The following is a 14326-nucleotide window of genomic DNA, read 5'->3' on the forward strand; positions in this document are numbered from 1 at the left end:
ACCGTTCACCACATAAATCACCCGCTCATTACATCCGGCTCGATGCGCGCCACGGTTTCCGCGCCCGCCGTCACGGCGTCGGTGAGCGCGACGGCCTCGGTGAGATAATTGTCGGCGTAGAATGTCGCGAGGGCGATCTTGGCTTCGTAATAGGCGGGGTCCTGCCCCTCCCCCGCCGCAATCGCCGCCGCCTTGGCGCCATGGGCGAGATAATAGCCGCCGGCGACATTGCCGAACTGTTTGAGATAGGGCGTCGCTCCGGCGAGCGCATGCGCCTGGTCTTTCTGCGCGGCGTCCAGCAGCCATTCCGTAGACTGACGAAGGGCGTCGACGGCCTCGAGAAGACGCGCGCCGATATGGGCGAGGTCTTTGCGCTTCGCCGCTTTCAGCATCATCGCTTCGGAATGGATTTCGCCGATCAGCTTTTTCGCCGCCGCGCCGCCGTCGCCCTGCAGCTTCCTGCCCACAAGGTCTATCGCCTGGATGCCGTTGGTGCCTTCATAGATCGCGGCGATGCGCGCATCGCGTAAGTGCTGCGCGGCGCCCGTCTCCTCAATATAGCCCATGCCGCCATGCACCTGCACGCCGAGCGACGTCACGTCATTGGCGCGGTCCGTGGACCACGCCTTGGAGATCGGCGTTAAGAGCTCCTCCATCGCCTTTGCTTCCTTGCGCGCCGCTTCATCGGGCGCGGAATGGGCAAGATCATAGGCGACGGCGTTGGCGTAGCAGATCGCCCGCGACGCATCGGTCAGCGATTTCATGGAATAAAGCATGCGGCGCACATCGGGATGTTCGTAGATTGCGATCATGTCGCCGGATTTGACGCCCGGCGCGCGGCCCTGTTTGCGTTCAAGCGCATAGGCGAGCGCGCGCTGATAGGCGCGTTCGGCGACGCCGACGCCCTGCATCCCCACATCGAGGCGCGCGGCGTTCATCATCACGAACATGTTGCGAAGGCCCTTATTCTCCTCGCCGAGCAGCGTCCCGTAACACTCGCCCTTGTCGCCGAAGGACATGACGCAGGTGGGCGAGCCGTGGAGGCCCATCTTTTCCTCGAGCTTGATGCACTGAACGTCATTGCGCGACCCCAGCGACCCGTCTTCTTTCACATGCACCTTGGGCACGATGAACATGGAAATGCCGCCCGTTCCTTCCGGCGCGTCGGGCAGGCGCGCGAGCACGAGATGGACGATATTCTCCGTCATGTCGTGATCGCCATAGGTGATGTAGATTTTCTGGCCCGTGATTTTATAGCGCCCGTCGCCGACCGGCTCGGCCTTGGTGCGGATCGCGGAAAGGTCCGACCCAGCCTGCGGCTCGGTCAAATTCATGGTGCCGGTCCATTCGCCGGTGACCATCTTTTCAAGATAGAGCCGTTTCTGTTCGTCCGTCGCGGCGTGCATGATCGCTTTCACCGCGCCGGTGGTCAGCGTCGTGCCAATGGCGAAGGACATGCAGGCGCCGTTCAGCGCATCGACCAGCGCCACGGCGAGGGTCGAGGGCAGCCCCTGCCCGCCCGCCGCTTCGGGGAACGCCAGCGACGACCAGCCGCCCTCCACATATTGCGCATAGGCCTCTTTGAAGCCAGGCGTCGTCCGGACAACGCCGTTTTCGAGCCTGGCGCCATCGCGGTCGCTCGCCTGGTTCAGGGGCGCGACGACGCCGTCGCAGAATTTTCCCATTTCCTCGAGGATCGCCGAAACGAGATCATCCGACAGTTCCGGAAAGGCGCCGGACCTTTCCAGCGCGCCGAAACCGGCGGCGTGATCGAGGATGAAGCGCATGTCGCGGATAGGCGTTCGGTAAGTCATCAGGGGCTCCGGAAATCGTCAGGGGCGTCATTCCGGTATGTAGGACGCTGCGGCCTCGCGGACCAGCGCTGAATGCAGCAAAGGCGTCTCTAGTGAACGCGCCCGGTGACCACGAAGCGCGCGCCGGCGCCGTTGCTTTCCTGGGATATCACGCCGCCCGCCTTCTGGGCGAAGGCTTCCACCAGCGCCGCGCCGAGCTTTTCGCGAGCGTCTTCACCCTTCGCGTGACCATTGTCCATGCGGCCGTTTTCAATACCGCAGCCATTATCGGCGACCGTCAAGCGCCATTCGCCGCCGTCCTCGTCGAAACTGATGGCGAGTTCGCCGTCATCGCGGCCGTGAAAGGCGTGCTTGGCGGCGTTGGTCACAAGTTCGTTCAACACAAGGCCGATCGCCGCAGCCTTGTCGCGGGGCATCTGGGTCTCCCCCACATCGAGATGCAGTTTCACTTGCTCGCTCGGGAAGAGCGCCTGCGCCAGATGCGCGGTGATGTCGGCGAGATAGGTCCGCATGTCGATCAGGCTGGCGCCGTCCGCTCCCCGGTATTCGCGATAGAGCGTCTTGTGGGCGGCGGCGAAACTGTGCATCCGGCCGGCGGCGATAGCGAGCGCGCGCTTCGCCTCATCGCTCTCGGCGGTGCGGACCTGCAAGTTTAAAAAGCTCTCGACGATGGCGAAATTATTCCGCATGCGGTGATCGATCTCGCGCAAGAGGAGCCCCCGCTCTTTGATCTCCTTGTCGCGCTCCGCCGCCGCCTCGCGTACGGCGCGGCGGAAGATCTCCGCAAAGACGACAATAACCAGCGAGGCGCCTGCGTTCACCATAGTGCGTGCGGCGTCGCCCGCAACGTCAAATGCGAACGATCCCGGCGCCGGCAGAACGAAATACCAAGCGTAAAGAAGTGAGACGCCCCAAGCGACCAGCCCCGCCTGCCAGCGGCCGAAAAGCGTGGCGATAAGGATCGCCGGATAAATGAGAGAAAAAGGTCCTGCGGAAAGCGCCATTGAATCAACGAGCGCGCGCGCGCCGATAACGAGCAGCGTGCAGGCGATTCCAAACAAAATTTGACAGACTAAAGGCGGCGCGAGGTGAGAGAAGCGATCGGCAACATCGAAGTCGCTGATCTTTCCAAAAGAGGATCTGTTTTCGATTTCACACCTGCAATTCGCGGCCTTGGCGCCTCTTTCTACTAACATAAAGAAAGGAGGCCGTATATTAACTTAGATCAAAGACGGAACTTCGCACCTTTCCTGTGCTACGCCGGAGCTTTGTTCCAATAAAGCGTCAAATGCCGCAGAAATGACTGAGAAAACGCATGGTCAGGCATGTGATGTTGTCTCAAGAGCAAGATCCCGGATGAATTCACCCAGATGTGATCACAGCCTGCTAAAGGCAAATCTGGCGCTCTTCTCGCGTATTGTATTTTCAGTAAGGAAACTGTTTGAGCAAAGCGGGGCGGGCCGGCGGGCGAGACGCGCGGGAAAAGCGCTGCTATACCGCGCGCCGCATGACTGTGATCGACCATAAAGACATCCGTGAGGCCGCCCGCATTATCCGTGAGGGCGGGCTTGTCGCCATGCCGACCGAAACGGTTTACGGCCTCGCCGCCGACGCGACCAACGACAAGGCGGTCGCGCGGATTTTCGAAGCGAAGGGCCGGCCGCAGTTCAATCCGCTCATCATTCATGTAGCGGGGGCGGAGATGGCGAAGCGTTATGTGGAGGTTCCGCCGCTCGCAGAGACCTTGATGAAAGAATTCTGGCCGGGACCGCTGACCCTCGTCCTGCCGCGCCGGAAAGACAGCGGGATTTCTCTCCTCGTCTCCGCCGGGCTCGACACGGTCGGCGTCAGAATGCCGAAACATGAATTGGCCCAATCGCTGATCCAGGCGGTCGATCGTCCGCTCGCCGCGCCGAGCGCGAACCGGTCGGGAAGCATCAGCCCGACCCGCGCAGAGCATGTGCGCGATTCACTTGGCGAACGCGTCGACATGATCCTCGACGGCGGCCCCTGCCCTGTAGGCGTCGAGTCGACCATCGTTAAAATCGATGCTGACAAAGCCATCCTGCTGCGCCCCGGCGGCGTCGCGCGCGAGTCCATTGAACGTGTGACGGCCAAGCCGCTTTCTTCCGCTCACGGAAAGATCGAGGCGCCGGGCATGATGACGAGCCATTATGCGCCGGAAGCAAAGCTGCGCCTCAATGCGCGCGAGCAAAAAGACGGCGAGGCTTTTCTCGGTTTCGGCGGGGTAAGAGGCGGCGGCCCGGCTACGCTGAACTTGAGCGAAAGCGGCGATCTCGCCGAGGCTGCGGCCAATCTCTTCGCCCATTTGCGCGCGCTTGACCGCCTGGCCGCTGGGCATGGCCTCAAAACCATTGCCGTCGCGCCAGTCCCCTTCGAGGGCTTGGGCGAAGCCATTAACGACCGGCTCAACCGCGCCGCGGCGCCGCGCCGATAATTTTATTCCGGCTTTTTGAATTTGTAGAGAAACCGGTCCGTCTTCCGCCGCACTTCCGGTTCAAAAATATTGGCGTCGTAATTGTCTTCCGGGTGGCGCAAAACGTCGCTTTCGCCCGCCAGCACGAACCCCGCCTCCGCCGCCATCTCACGCACCAGCGCCGGGTCGATGCGATGCACCACGCCGCCGGCGCTGCGCGGCGAGCCGGGCGTCGCCGCATGATCGATCACGATAAAGACGCCGCCAGGCTTCAAGATGCGCATGATTTCGGCGAACGCCTGCTTGTCGTCGCCAAGGGAGACGCCGCCGGGTTCGTAATAAAGGTCGTGCGGGCCCAGCATCCAGGTGACCATGTCCATGGAAGCGTTATCCGCGTCTAGATCGTCGAAATTGGATTTCGAGACGCGCACATTGTCGAGCCCCTCAACGCGCTTCGGCACGATGTCGCCGAGAAACGCATCGAAAGATTCGGGATTGTGCATCACCACTTCGCCCTGCGGTCCGACAAGCGGCGACAACAGCTCCGTATAGTAACCGGCGCCTGCCTCCATCTCGAAGACTTTCATGCCGGGCCTTACATCGATAAAGGCGAGAACATTGGCGGGCTTGCGGAGCTCGTCGTCGGCGTGATCTTCGACCGGGCGCGACGGCAGGGAAAGCACCGCCTGCGCCCGCGCCGCCGGATCGTCGCCCGCCGCCGCCAGCGAATTTTCAGGCGCTCCTTCCGCACAGGCGGCGACAAGCGCCGCCATCGCGCCAATCAGCGCGGCGTCAACCCTTTTGAACCCTCTCATGAACGTCTCTCCCACGCTTTTTTTGAAGGCGGGCCAGCCCGCCGCAGCTTATCTTTTTCCGGCCCCGTCTTCGCCCTTATTGATACGCCTCTTCCAACGCAAAGGCAAAAAAAACGGACCGCTTGAACGCATGACGCGCGGTCACTACACATGTCGCGACAGGCTGGATATTTTCATGACAACTCTAAGACGCGCCTCCCCTTCCAAAGACAAGCTTGACGCGATCCGCACCATTGTGGGGCCCAAGGGCGTCTATGAAGGCGCTGACGCCGCGCCCTTTCTTTCCGAATGGCGCGGGCGCTGGCCCGGCGAGGCGGCGCTGATCGTCGCCCCGGCCTCAACTGAAGAAGTCGCGGCGGTTGTGAAATATTGCAGCGACAATGACATCGCCATCACGCCCCAGGGCGGCAATACGGGCCTTGTGGGTGGACAGATTCCATTCGGCGATGAAATCCTCTTGTCCCTGAAACGCATGCGCAAGATTCGCGCGATCGAGCCCCTGAACAACACCATGATCGTGGATGCGGGCGTGACGCTCGCTGAAGCGCAGGAAGCGGCGAAGGAAGCAGGCCGTCTTTTTCCGCTGTCCATCGGATCGGAAGGGACGTGCCAGATCGGCGGCGTTATTTCGACGAACGCCGGCGGCGTCAATGTTCTGCGCTACGGCAATACGCGTGATCTTGTCTTGGGATTGGAAGCCGTGACGCCGTCGGGCGAAATCTGGAACGGGCTGAAGCGTCTCAGGAAAGACAACACGGGCTACGATCTGAAACAGCTTTTGATTGGCGGCGAAGGCACGCTCGGGATCGTCACCGGCGCCGTGTTGAAACTGTTCCCCCTGCCGGCCGAGAAAGTCACCATCTGCGCAGGTCTCAACAGCGCGGAAGATGCTGTGAAACTTCTGTCGCTGGCGCAAGGATCGACCGGCGGCATGGTGTCGAGCTTCGAATTGATGGCGCGGCTTTGCATCGACCTCGTCCTGAAGCACATTCCGCAGACCCGCGATCCCCTCGCCGAACGCCATCCCTGGTATGTGCTCGCGGAATTTTCATCCGGGCAAAAATCGGGATTGCGCGACATTGTCGAAGCCATGCTCGGCGATGCGCTGGAGCACGGCCTTATCGCTGACGCCGTCATCGCGGAGAACGAGACTCACGCCCATGATTTCTGGCGCATCCGGCATTCGATTTCCGAAGCGATCAACGGCGAAGGCCTCGGCGCGCGTCATGATGTGTCGGTAGCGACGAGCGACATTCCTGCCTTCATGGAAAAGGCCGATGCGGCGGTCCTCAAGATCGCGCCGGGCGCGCGCTTTGTCGCCTTCGGCCATATCGGCGACGGCAATGTGCATTACGATATCGTTGGCCCCGAAGGGTCGGCGCCCGATAGTCTCGAACCCGTCCGCCTACAGATCGAATCCGCCGTCTATGACGTGATCGGTGATTTCTCCGGCTCCATCTCCGCCGAGCACGGCGTCGGGCGCCACCGCCGCGATACGCTGGCCAAGCGCAAGAGCGCGGTCGAACTCGAGATGATGCGCGCCATCAAAAAGGCGCTCGATCCCAAGGGGATCATGAACCCGGGCAAGATGCTCTAAGCCGCTCGGGCGCCGTGTCTTTCATCGCCGCACAATTTTGACGCATGCAACCGCGTTGACTTTTTCCGTGCGCCGTTCATAGCTCTAGCAAGATCATTTAATTACTGAATTTGATAATCAGTATCAGGAGCTTTCATGAGCGAGATGAAATCGGTTCGCGTCTGGGACTTGCCGACCCGCATTTTTCACTGGTCGCTGCTCGTGCTTGTCGTCATCTGTTGGTTCACCGGCGAGGAAGAAGGCCTTGCTTCGCTCATTCACCGTTTGAGCGGCGAAGCGATTGTCGGCCTCCTGATCTTCCGGTTCTTCTGGGGATTCAGCGGCGGCGAATATGCGCGGTTCTCGCATTTCTTCGCGCGCCCTGCAGAAATTTTCGCCCATATCAAGGAGCTTGCGCGATTTAAAGCGGCCCCGACGCTCGGCCATAACGCGCTGGGCGCGCTGGCGAGCCTTGTGCTGATGGCGGTCGTCGCTTTTGTCGCCGTGACCGGCCTTCTCAGCGCCGATGACGACCGGACCGGGCCCTTATCGGTGATTTTTAACGTCAATCTCAAGGAACTGCATGAGCCGGCGTTCCGCATTTTGCAGGCGATGATCGTGCTTCACATCGCCGGCGTCGCCGTCACCAGCTTTGCAAGCCGCGACAACCTCGCCAGAGCCATGGTGACGGGCGCGAAAAAACGGCCAGCGTCAGACGCCCACAGGGATGCAAAGCCGGCGTCCATGCAGGCGCTGCTTGTCGCCGCTGGCGCCGGATTGATTGTTGCTGGCGGCCTTATGCTCATGCCTCATCCGCCGGAAGTAGGCGAGCATGAGAAGCACGATCATGACGACCACTAGACGCGCTTTTCACAATAAGAATTGATTGCAGAGCCCTGCTGTCTTTCCTCACTAAAATGTCATTTTAAAAAGCCTGCCAAGAAGAGCCGGCTTGATCTTCGTCAACAGCCCGCCCCTTGCCTTTGGATATTGATCGCATTCCTAACAGCACATGGACGGAGGCGCATATGACGCATACTGGCATCAAGCTCACCGCAGTTTTGAGTTCGGCCCTCTTTCTCTCCCTGTCCCCCGCCTTCGCACAGGGCGGCGGAGGCGGGGCTGGCGGCGGCGCTCCGCGCGGCAATCCGCCGGTCTCGCAACCCGATATGGACCGCATGCGGGACCAGGACCGCGACCGGGACCTTGATCGGGACAAGGATCAGGACCGCCTGAAAGATCAGGACATGGATCAGGATCGGGACCGAATGCGCGATATGGATCAGGACAGGCTCTATCTCGGCGCCAAAGACCAGATCCGGCTGCATGACCGGGACGGCGACAAAAAACTCGACCTGAACGAGTTCAACGAATGGCGGGGCGCCGCCTATGGCGCCATGGATCCTGACGGCAATGGCTTCACCCTGCAGGAATATCTCGCCGTCCGGCTCGGGCCGGGTCCGCAAGGCTCCTCCAACACACTGCGCCAGCAGCAAATGCAGGAGCGGGCCGAGCTCAGAAAAACCGAACGCTTCCGGGTGATGGACGGCGACGGCGACGGCGTCGTGACGCGCACCGAGTTCATGAAATTCGGCAATCTTCATTATCTTGACGCTGACGCCAATGACGACGGGAAGCTGACCGAAAAAGAGCTAAACCAGTATCATCGCGGAATGTGACCGAGCGCGCGGAGCGACCTCCCTGGCTGCTCCGCGTCATTTTTCCAGGCTTTGAATTTTCACGAAAAGGTTCTCCTTGCCCTGTCGTCGCTCTGGGCATTCATGAGCCCTAGGAAGACGCTGCAAGGGTCCGCTGTTTTTGTGTGCGTCTTTGCTGCGCGCGGGTTTCGCGGATCAGAAAGCTCCATGAACCCACAACCCCTAGCGCCATCAGCGCAATGCCGGTGAGAAAACTGGCGAGCTTGTACAAAAATCCGCCAACCCCCGAAGAATGGATCGGATAAAGCGCGTTGAAGGCGCGGTCGCCACGGGAAAGCGCTTGCGCGTCGGACATCGTCATGAGGCCGCTTGTCGCCGGATCGATGAGCACATAAGTGCGCCCGTTCTGATGCCATTCCATGGGCTGGCGCAGCCGCAGGGAAACCGCCGCGCCGGGCTTTGCCGGCCAGCTTGCGATGCGCGGCGCCGCGTCAGGATACGCCGCATAAGCGGCCGATAATGCCGCGGCCCAATCGATATCGCCTTCGCCCGCTTCAGGCCGCTCCACGGCCGGCGAGGGACCGGACGCCGTCGCCGCATAAAGCATCGACTTCACCGGCCCCGAATAGACCATGGCGACGCCGGTAAAACTCAGTACAAGGATTGGCAAGGCGAAGATGATTCCGAGATCGCGGTGCTGCGCGACCAGATCGCGGCGGGCCGATGAACGCGGCCAAAGGCGCCACGCGAATGACTTCAGCGACGGCCAGACGATGATGAGTCCCGTAGCGGCGAGAACCAACGCCGCAATCCCCGCGGCGCCGGCGACCAGCTCGCCAGTGTGGCCTGCAAGCAGGTGGTGATGAAGATCAAAGAGCCAGTCTTCAGCGCGGCCGTTCTTCGCCCATCGCGCGACGGTCTCGCCGTTTCCGTCCACATAGGCGCCGCCGCCATCGTGAAAGACCGCTTTGTGCAGACCGAAACCGTTCTCTGCGACGGAAACGTAACGTAACCCGTCATCCGAGTAGGTTGCTTCGATCCTCTCGAGCGCGGCGCCGAGATCCTGCGCCGTCAGGGACGCGGCCTCGCGCGCCTCCGGAATCGTCAGGCGCAGATAATCATCCTTGAACACCAGCAGCGCGCCGGAAAGGCCCAGCACCGCAATGATGAGGGAAAGGACGGCGCCCGCCCAGGCATGCGCCGTCCTTAACACCCGCATCATCTAAAAGCGCTTTTCATAGCCGAGCGTAATCACCCGGCCGCGTCCGGCGAAAAAGCGGACGTCATCGGTCACGCGATCCGTCTGGCTGTTATAGGTGACATATTGCTTGTCGAGGAGGTTCGCCGCCGAAAGCGTAACAGCGCCGAAAGGCGCATCGTAGCGCAGGAACGCATCGACCAGCGCATAGCCGTCAAACGGCGCAGGCGTTGCGATGTCGAAATCCCGGTCGAGATAGAACCGGCTCTGCACGCGGAAGGCCCAGGGGCCGGTCTCATAATCCGCGGCGAGATTGACCCGGTCGGGGCTGATATTGGCGCCGTTGAGATCGCTGTCGATCACGCCATCGCCATCACTATCCGTGCGGCCGTTGAGCATGGCGTAAGCGCCGGAAAGTTTAAGGCCCTCCAGCGGCGTCCCCCACGCGCCGGAAAGTTCGAGCCCGTCGATTTCGGTCGGCTGGCGCTCTACCTCGAAGACGTCACCCCGCAGGACGAGAAGCGCGCCGTTTTCGGAGCTCGACCAGAAATAGGCGGCCGAGGCGGAGAGCGGCCCGCCCCGCCATTCAAGACCCACTTCAGTGTTGTCGGAAACCACCGGCTCCACATCGAGGAAATCGTCAATGTCCTGATCCGGAATATTTACGGCGCGCAGGATGCGGCCGATATCCGGCATGGTGAAGCCTTGCGCATAGGACGCATAGGCCGTCAGCCCGCTGACGATATTGACCGTGCCGCCGATATTGAACAGCGTCTCCGAGAAATCCGGCTTGCCGCCCGAAACCTGCTGCGGTCCGTAAGTGTATAGGGTCTCGTAATCGTCGACCTTGAAGGTCGCGAATTCCTGCCGGACGCCGCCGGAGAGGTGGACGCGGCCGTCGAACAGCGACTGGTTGAGCTGCAGGAAGGGCGCAAGCGAGGTGAATTTCGTTTCCGGCACCCAGTTGCGGCCCGTGGCGATCAGCTCCTGATAAGTCTCGTCCTGAAGCGCGTCAAAACCGGCGGTGAAGCGGAAGCCGGGGATCGCCGCAACCTCGCGCTCATAGGAAAAACGCGCGCCTTTCTTTTCGGAATTGTTCGACGACTGGTCGAACAGCGTCAGCGTCGGATCGATGGCGGGATCCTGGAACGTGCCGAAGACGCCGCCGCCGAAGACCGATTCGAAATCCTGATAATAAACCTGCGCGGTGAGGACGCCGCCGAAGAGATCGCCGTCCGTATAGGTGAGCGAAACGGTTTTGACTTCATTGGTCGGTATGACGCCTTCGGGATCGCCGGGGATCGAGGTTGACGGCAGATTGTCGGCGCGCGACCCCGCGACTTGCACATAATCGCCATCGCCTTCGAGTTCGAAACGCTGCGCCATCAGTTCAAGCCGCTGCGTCGGCCCGAGCTCAAAACCGGCCTTGCCGAAGAACGAGAAGCTGAACGAATCCTGCACTTCGCCTTGCGTGCCGTCGACGCCGATGCGCCGTCCGTCGCCGGAATAAAAGGCGCCGCGTTTTTGCAGCGCCGCGCCGAGCGTCAGATCGACGGTCCCGAAATCGCGGCCCGCAAGCGCGCCGGCGCGATACCCGGTGCCGTCATGCTGGAACTCGTTCGCAGCCGAGATCTGCGCCATCACCTTGCCGGTCCAGCCCTCGCCTTCATCGGGCGCAGGCGCCGTCACATAGTTGACGACGCCGCCCGTGGCGCCGACGCCCTGAATGGCGTTGGAGCCGAAAATGACTTCGACGCGTTCGATGAAGAACGGATCGATCGTGTAGCCGTCGCGGCTGCCGTCGCGGAGCGGGTTCGACTGCGGCACGCCGTCGATTAGAAAGAGCGGGCTGCGGCCGCGCAGGGATTCCCCGGCGCCGGACAGCTTCTCCCGCGTCGGCGCGAAAGACGGCACCAAAGTCGAGACGACATCGACGGCCGATCCCGTCAGTTGCGACTGCAGGCTGAGCGCCGCGTCATCAATGATCTGGATCGTGTTCGGCAGCGCCGAGGCCGGCAGGGTCGTCCGCGTCGCGGTGACGACGATCTCTTCCCGGTCTTCCTCCTGCGCTGCGGCAGCCCCCATCAACGCCAGCAGCGATGCGCCGCCGGCCAAAACCTTGCCCCTCATTTTAGATAACTCCTGACTACTATCTTGTTGCGAATGGATCGCAACTTAGTCGCAGTTAATAATCAATTGCAAGAACAAATAGGAAGAAAAAGCGGGCAGCATAAAAGTCTGGCGGATTGACCCCTCCCCGCGAGTCGCCGATTTTCTGAGGAATTCTCGCCCTAATCCTTCCGCGCAGCCCCGTCCGGGCCTCCAGCCCCTTTCCTTTTCAATCCATGCTCATTCTTCTCTCACCCGCCAAGAACATGAATTTCGACGCCGCGCCAGCGGCGCCGCGCGCCACGAAACCGGTGTTTCTGAAAGAGGCGGGCGAGCTTTCCGAAACGACGCGCAAACTGACCCGCTCGAAGATCAAATCGCTCATGAAGATTTCTGATAATCTGGCGGACCTGAATTATGAGCGGTTTCAGGCGTTTGACGCAGACGGAAAATCGGAAAGCCTGAAACAGGCGGCGCTCGCCTTTAACGGCGACGTTTATCTCGGCCTCGATGCAGGAACGATGAGCGAGGACGGCCTTTCATTTGCACAGGATCATGTGCGCATTCTTTCCGGGCTTTACGGGCTTTTGCGCCCGCTCGACGCGATCCAGCCCTATCGCCTCGAAATGGGATCGAAGCTCAAAAATCCGCGCGGCAAAAATCTCTATGAATTCTGGGGCGACAAGATCGCGAAAGAAATCGACAAGACGCTCAAAGGTCACAAAGACCCGACGGTGGTGAACCTTGCCTCAGCCGAATATTTCGGCGCCGTCGATTTAAGAGCCCTGAAGGCGCCGGTCGCAACGCCGGTGTTCAAGGAAGTAAAGAACGGAAGCGCCAAGACAGTGATGTTCTACGCCAAGCGCGCCCGGGGGATGATGGCGCGCTGGGCCGCGGAAAACCGACTCGAACACACCGAAGATCTAAAGGCTTTCAATATCGACGGTTATGAATTCCAGCCAGGCGAATCGGCGGATGGCACTTGGGTGTTCTCCCGGCCCCAACCTCCAATCAAAAAGCCGACGCTGAAAAAGCCGGCGTCCAGAAAATCGACTAAAAAAGCGGCCTGAGGGCCAATCAAAGCCGCCTGCGCCTGTCACAAAAGCTGTCATAAATTAAAGGCAAATCCGTAAAAACGGCGGATTTACTGGGGCTCAGGCCCTCCAAATCGTTACACTTTTATGTCAAAGGCGCAGAATTTGCGCTTTTCTCCTTGACTTTGCGCATTGAGTGCGCAAGTATGATGACAGTTTTATGACGGGCCCTGAAACGAAAGGCGATAACGCACCAAACACGCGGCCCGAGGAGTATATATTATGGCGATTACGACCAATCCGGCGGACTTTACCGCCCCGGCCTTCAAGGTCGGCTCGAAGGCCAAAACCGTCGCGTTTTATCTCTTTATTGGCGTCGTCGCGATGGGCATCGCGATCCCGGCCGCCCTCGCTACAGCGGGCCAGCCTTTCTAGGCCAGACAATCACCGGGGCGAATAAAGCCCCCTGCCAACCGAAACGCCGCCCTCTCCGGGCGGCGTTCGTTTTTCATAAAGATGCTCAAGACCGTTCAGCCGTCAGCTGTTGTAAAGGCTGACCGAAAATCCGAGCAAAACGATGAGCGTCAGCAGCGTGAAATAAATCGTCACGGAGATCGCCCATTTCAAAAACGCCGAGACCCAGTTTGAGCCGAAAGCCTGGCGGAAGACGGCGTAGGGCTGAAGCCAGCCCCAGATCAGCGGGATCGCCGCGAGAAACGGACCAACCCCCGGAATGAGGCTGAGGAGCAGCGCGGCGAGCAGATAGGCGTAAAGCGCGGCGTGCATGTAAAGGCTGACGACGAAATGGTCGTACACATAGAATTTGCGGCGATAGATATAAAGCAAGACGAGGATCAGCGCATAAACCACAGGCGCGAGCAGCAGCACCCGGGGAAGATTTTCTTTTGACTGCGCAAAGAAAAGGCGCGGGTCTTCGACGGCGCGCTGCGAGGCTTCAAACATCCGTTTCAGGTGCGGTTCAAGCCAGGCCGGGCCGGTGTATCCATCCTCGTCCCATTTGCGCTCGGAATAGGGAACGCTCTTTTTCTTGGGAGCACCCTCTTCCACACCCGCTTCATCGGCATCGGCATCGGTATCGGCATCGGTATCGGCATCCGCTTCGAGCCGCTGATTGAGCGCGCGCAATTCCTCCGCAGCGTCAGGATCGAGCTCTTCGATGTCGTCGATGACGCCTTCGTTCAGCGTCACTTCGCCGTCGCCATTCAGAACGGCGGCATCGCCAATTGGGTTCGGCGTCCCAACCAGCGCGAAGGCTGTCAGGAAAAAGAACACGCTGGCGAAGAGATAAAGCCGGAACGGCGGCGAATAGGTGACCCGCTTGCCGTCGAGATAGCGCCGGGCGAGCCGGCCTGGCCGCCACAGCAAAAGCCCGATGGAGCGGGCGAGCTTGCCGTCGATGGCGAGCGTATCGACGAGGAAATCCTGCACGAGTCCCACCACGACCCGGCGCGGCTCGTCAGCGCGCTGGCCGCATTGATGGCAGTACTCCCCGGTCAGGGCCGTCCCGCAATTCTTGCAGGCGCCGTCCGGGGGAATCGGATCCTCCGGTTTCTTGGTCTTTGGCTTTTTCGCCTTTGGCGTTTTCAGCCGTGGCGGTTTCGCGTTTTCCGCGTTCATGATGCCCCCGCTTCACGAAATTCTTTGACCGCAGGCTAGCACGTTCG

Annotated in this window: 12 protein-coding genes; 6 read left to right on the plus strand and 6 right to left on the minus strand. The window is 60.7% G+C overall.

The genetic code is table 11. The annotated features are described in order from the left end of the window. Positions 1-17 precede the first annotated feature (17 nt). Positions 18-1814: an acyl-CoA dehydrogenase gene (locus ACQY5P_RS07375; RefSeq protein WP_428410089.1), complete on the minus strand. Its 1797-nt coding sequence runs from the start codon at positions 1812-1814 to the stop codon at positions 18-20. Positions 1815-1903: 89 nt separating this feature from the next. Continuing rightward, entirely contained in the window at positions 1904-2875 is a 972-nt protein-coding gene (locus tag ACQY5P_RS07380) for a sensor histidine kinase (protein WP_428410090.1), read from the minus strand. Between the two features lie 446 nt (positions 2876-3321). Between ACQY5P_RS07380 and ACQY5P_RS07385 the strand changes: the two genes are divergently transcribed. Continuing rightward, the gene (locus ACQY5P_RS07385; protein ID WP_428410091.1) at positions 3322-4272 is read left to right on the plus strand and encodes an L-threonylcarbamoyladenylate synthase; all 951 of its coding nucleotides are present in this window, start codon (positions 3322-3324) and stop codon (positions 4270-4272) included. Positions 4273-4274: 2 nt separating this feature from the next. Here ACQY5P_RS07385 and ACQY5P_RS07390 read toward each other — a convergent pair whose 3' ends face one another. Continuing rightward, positions 4275-5066 carry a class I SAM-dependent methyltransferase gene (locus ACQY5P_RS07390; protein ID WP_428410092.1) on the minus strand — a complete coding sequence of 264 codons (792 nt, stop codon included), beginning with the start codon at positions 5064-5066 and terminating at the stop codon, positions 4275-4277. A gap of 175 nt (positions 5067-5241) precedes the next feature. Here ACQY5P_RS07390 and ACQY5P_RS07395 point away from each other — a divergent pair, with 175 nt between their 5' ends. The 3 genes from ACQY5P_RS07395 to ACQY5P_RS07405 all read left to right on the plus strand — a co-directional run bounded on the left by ACQY5P_RS07395 (position 5242) and on the right by ACQY5P_RS07405 (position 8321). Further along, the gene (locus ACQY5P_RS07395; RefSeq protein WP_428410093.1) at positions 5242-6663 is read left to right on the plus strand and encodes an FAD-binding oxidoreductase; all 1422 of its coding nucleotides are present in this window, start codon (positions 5242-5244) and stop codon (positions 6661-6663) included. Positions 6664-6798: 135 nt separating this feature from the next. Continuing rightward, positions 6799-7503 (plus strand): cytochrome b/b6 domain-containing protein, encoded by a 705-nt coding sequence (locus tag ACQY5P_RS07400; RefSeq protein ID WP_428410094.1) that lies wholly within the window; start codon positions 6799-6801, stop codon positions 7501-7503. Between the two features lie 167 nt (positions 7504-7670). Then, a complete protein-coding gene (locus ACQY5P_RS07405; protein ID WP_428410095.1) occupies positions 7671-8321 on the plus strand; it encodes an EF-hand domain-containing protein in 651 nt (216 codons plus the stop codon). 109 nt (positions 8322-8430) lie between these two features. On the opposite strand, the gene ACQY5P_RS07410 is transcribed toward ACQY5P_RS07405, so the two are convergent. Both ACQY5P_RS07410 and ACQY5P_RS07415 read right to left on the minus strand, forming a co-directional pair. Next, positions 8431-9522 (minus strand): PepSY-associated TM helix domain-containing protein, encoded by a 1092-nt coding sequence (locus tag ACQY5P_RS07410; RefSeq protein WP_428410096.1) that lies wholly within the window; start codon positions 9520-9522, stop codon positions 8431-8433. Further along, on the minus strand, positions 9523-11628 hold the full coding sequence (locus tag ACQY5P_RS07415) for a TonB-dependent receptor (protein WP_428410097.1): 2106 nt from the start codon (positions 11626-11628) through the stop codon (positions 9523-9525). It lies immediately after the preceding gene. A gap of 215 nt (positions 11629-11843) precedes the next feature. Between ACQY5P_RS07415 and yaaA the strand changes: the two genes are divergently transcribed. Together yaaA and ACQY5P_RS07425 are read left to right on the plus strand one after the other, a co-directional pair. Then, positions 11844-12677, plus strand: coding sequence for a peroxide stress protein YaaA (yaaA, locus tag ACQY5P_RS07420; RefSeq protein WP_428410098.1), 834 nt, complete (start codon positions 11844-11846; stop codon positions 12675-12677). A 246-nt stretch (positions 12678-12923) separates the two neighbouring features. Continuing rightward, positions 12924-13076 carry a hypothetical protein gene (locus tag ACQY5P_RS07425; protein WP_428410099.1) on the plus strand — a complete coding sequence of 51 codons (153 nt, stop codon included), beginning with the start codon at positions 12924-12926 and terminating at the stop codon, positions 13074-13076. Between the two features lie 102 nt (positions 13077-13178). Here the strand turns inward: ACQY5P_RS07425 and ACQY5P_RS07430 are convergent, their stop codons facing one another. After that, positions 13179-14279 carry a DUF3667 domain-containing protein gene (locus ACQY5P_RS07430; RefSeq protein ID WP_428410100.1) on the minus strand — a complete coding sequence of 367 codons (1101 nt, stop codon included), beginning with the start codon at positions 14277-14279 and terminating at the stop codon, positions 13179-13181. Between the last annotated feature and the right edge of the window lie 47 nt (positions 14280-14326).

Source organism: Hyphococcus sp., assembly GCF_965267305.1.
GTDB lineage: Bacteria > Pseudomonadota > Alphaproteobacteria > Caulobacterales > Parvularculaceae > Hyphococcus.

What these genes read in the sequence shown, in the direction of transcription:
- ACQY5P_RS07390 (WP_428410092.1), bottom strand. Translation starts at nt 5,066, where the DNA reads ATGAGAGGGTTCAAAAGGGTTGACGCCGCGCTGATTGGCGCGATGGCG.
- ACQY5P_RS07400 (WP_428410094.1), top strand. Translation starts at nt 6,799, where the DNA reads ATGAGCGAGATGAAATCGGTTCGCGTCTGGGACTTGCCGACCCGCATT.
- ACQY5P_RS07425 (WP_428410099.1), top strand. Translation starts at nt 12,924, where the DNA reads ATGGCGATTACGACCAATCCGGCGGACTTTACCGCCCCGGCCTTCAAG.
- ACQY5P_RS07405 (WP_428410095.1), top strand. Translation starts at nt 7,671, where the DNA reads ATGACGCATACTGGCATCAAGCTCACCGCAGTTTTGAGTTCGGCCCTC.
- ACQY5P_RS07385 (WP_428410091.1), top strand. Translation starts at nt 3,322, where the DNA reads ATGACTGTGATCGACCATAAAGACATCCGTGAGGCCGCCCGCATTATC.
- ACQY5P_RS07410 (WP_428410096.1), bottom strand. Translation starts at nt 9,522, where the DNA reads ATGATGCGGGTGTTAAGGACGGCGCATGCCTGGGCGGGCGCCGTCCTT.
- ACQY5P_RS07395 (WP_428410093.1), top strand. Translation starts at nt 5,242, where the DNA reads ATGACAACTCTAAGACGCGCCTCCCCTTCCAAAGACAAGCTTGACGCG.
- ACQY5P_RS07415 (WP_428410097.1), bottom strand. Translation starts at nt 11,628, where the DNA reads ATGAGGGGCAAGGTTTTGGCCGGCGGCGCATCGCTGCTGGCGTTGATG.
- yaaA (WP_428410098.1), top strand. Translation starts at nt 11,844, where the DNA reads ATGCTCATTCTTCTCTCACCCGCCAAGAACATGAATTTCGACGCCGCG.
- ACQY5P_RS07375 (WP_428410089.1), bottom strand. Translation starts at nt 1,814, where the DNA reads ATGACTTACCGAACGCCTATCCGCGACATGCGCTTCATCCTCGATCAC.
- ACQY5P_RS07430 (WP_428410100.1), bottom strand. Translation starts at nt 14,279, where the DNA reads ATGAACGCGGAAAACGCGAAACCGCCACGGCTGAAAACGCCAAAGGCG.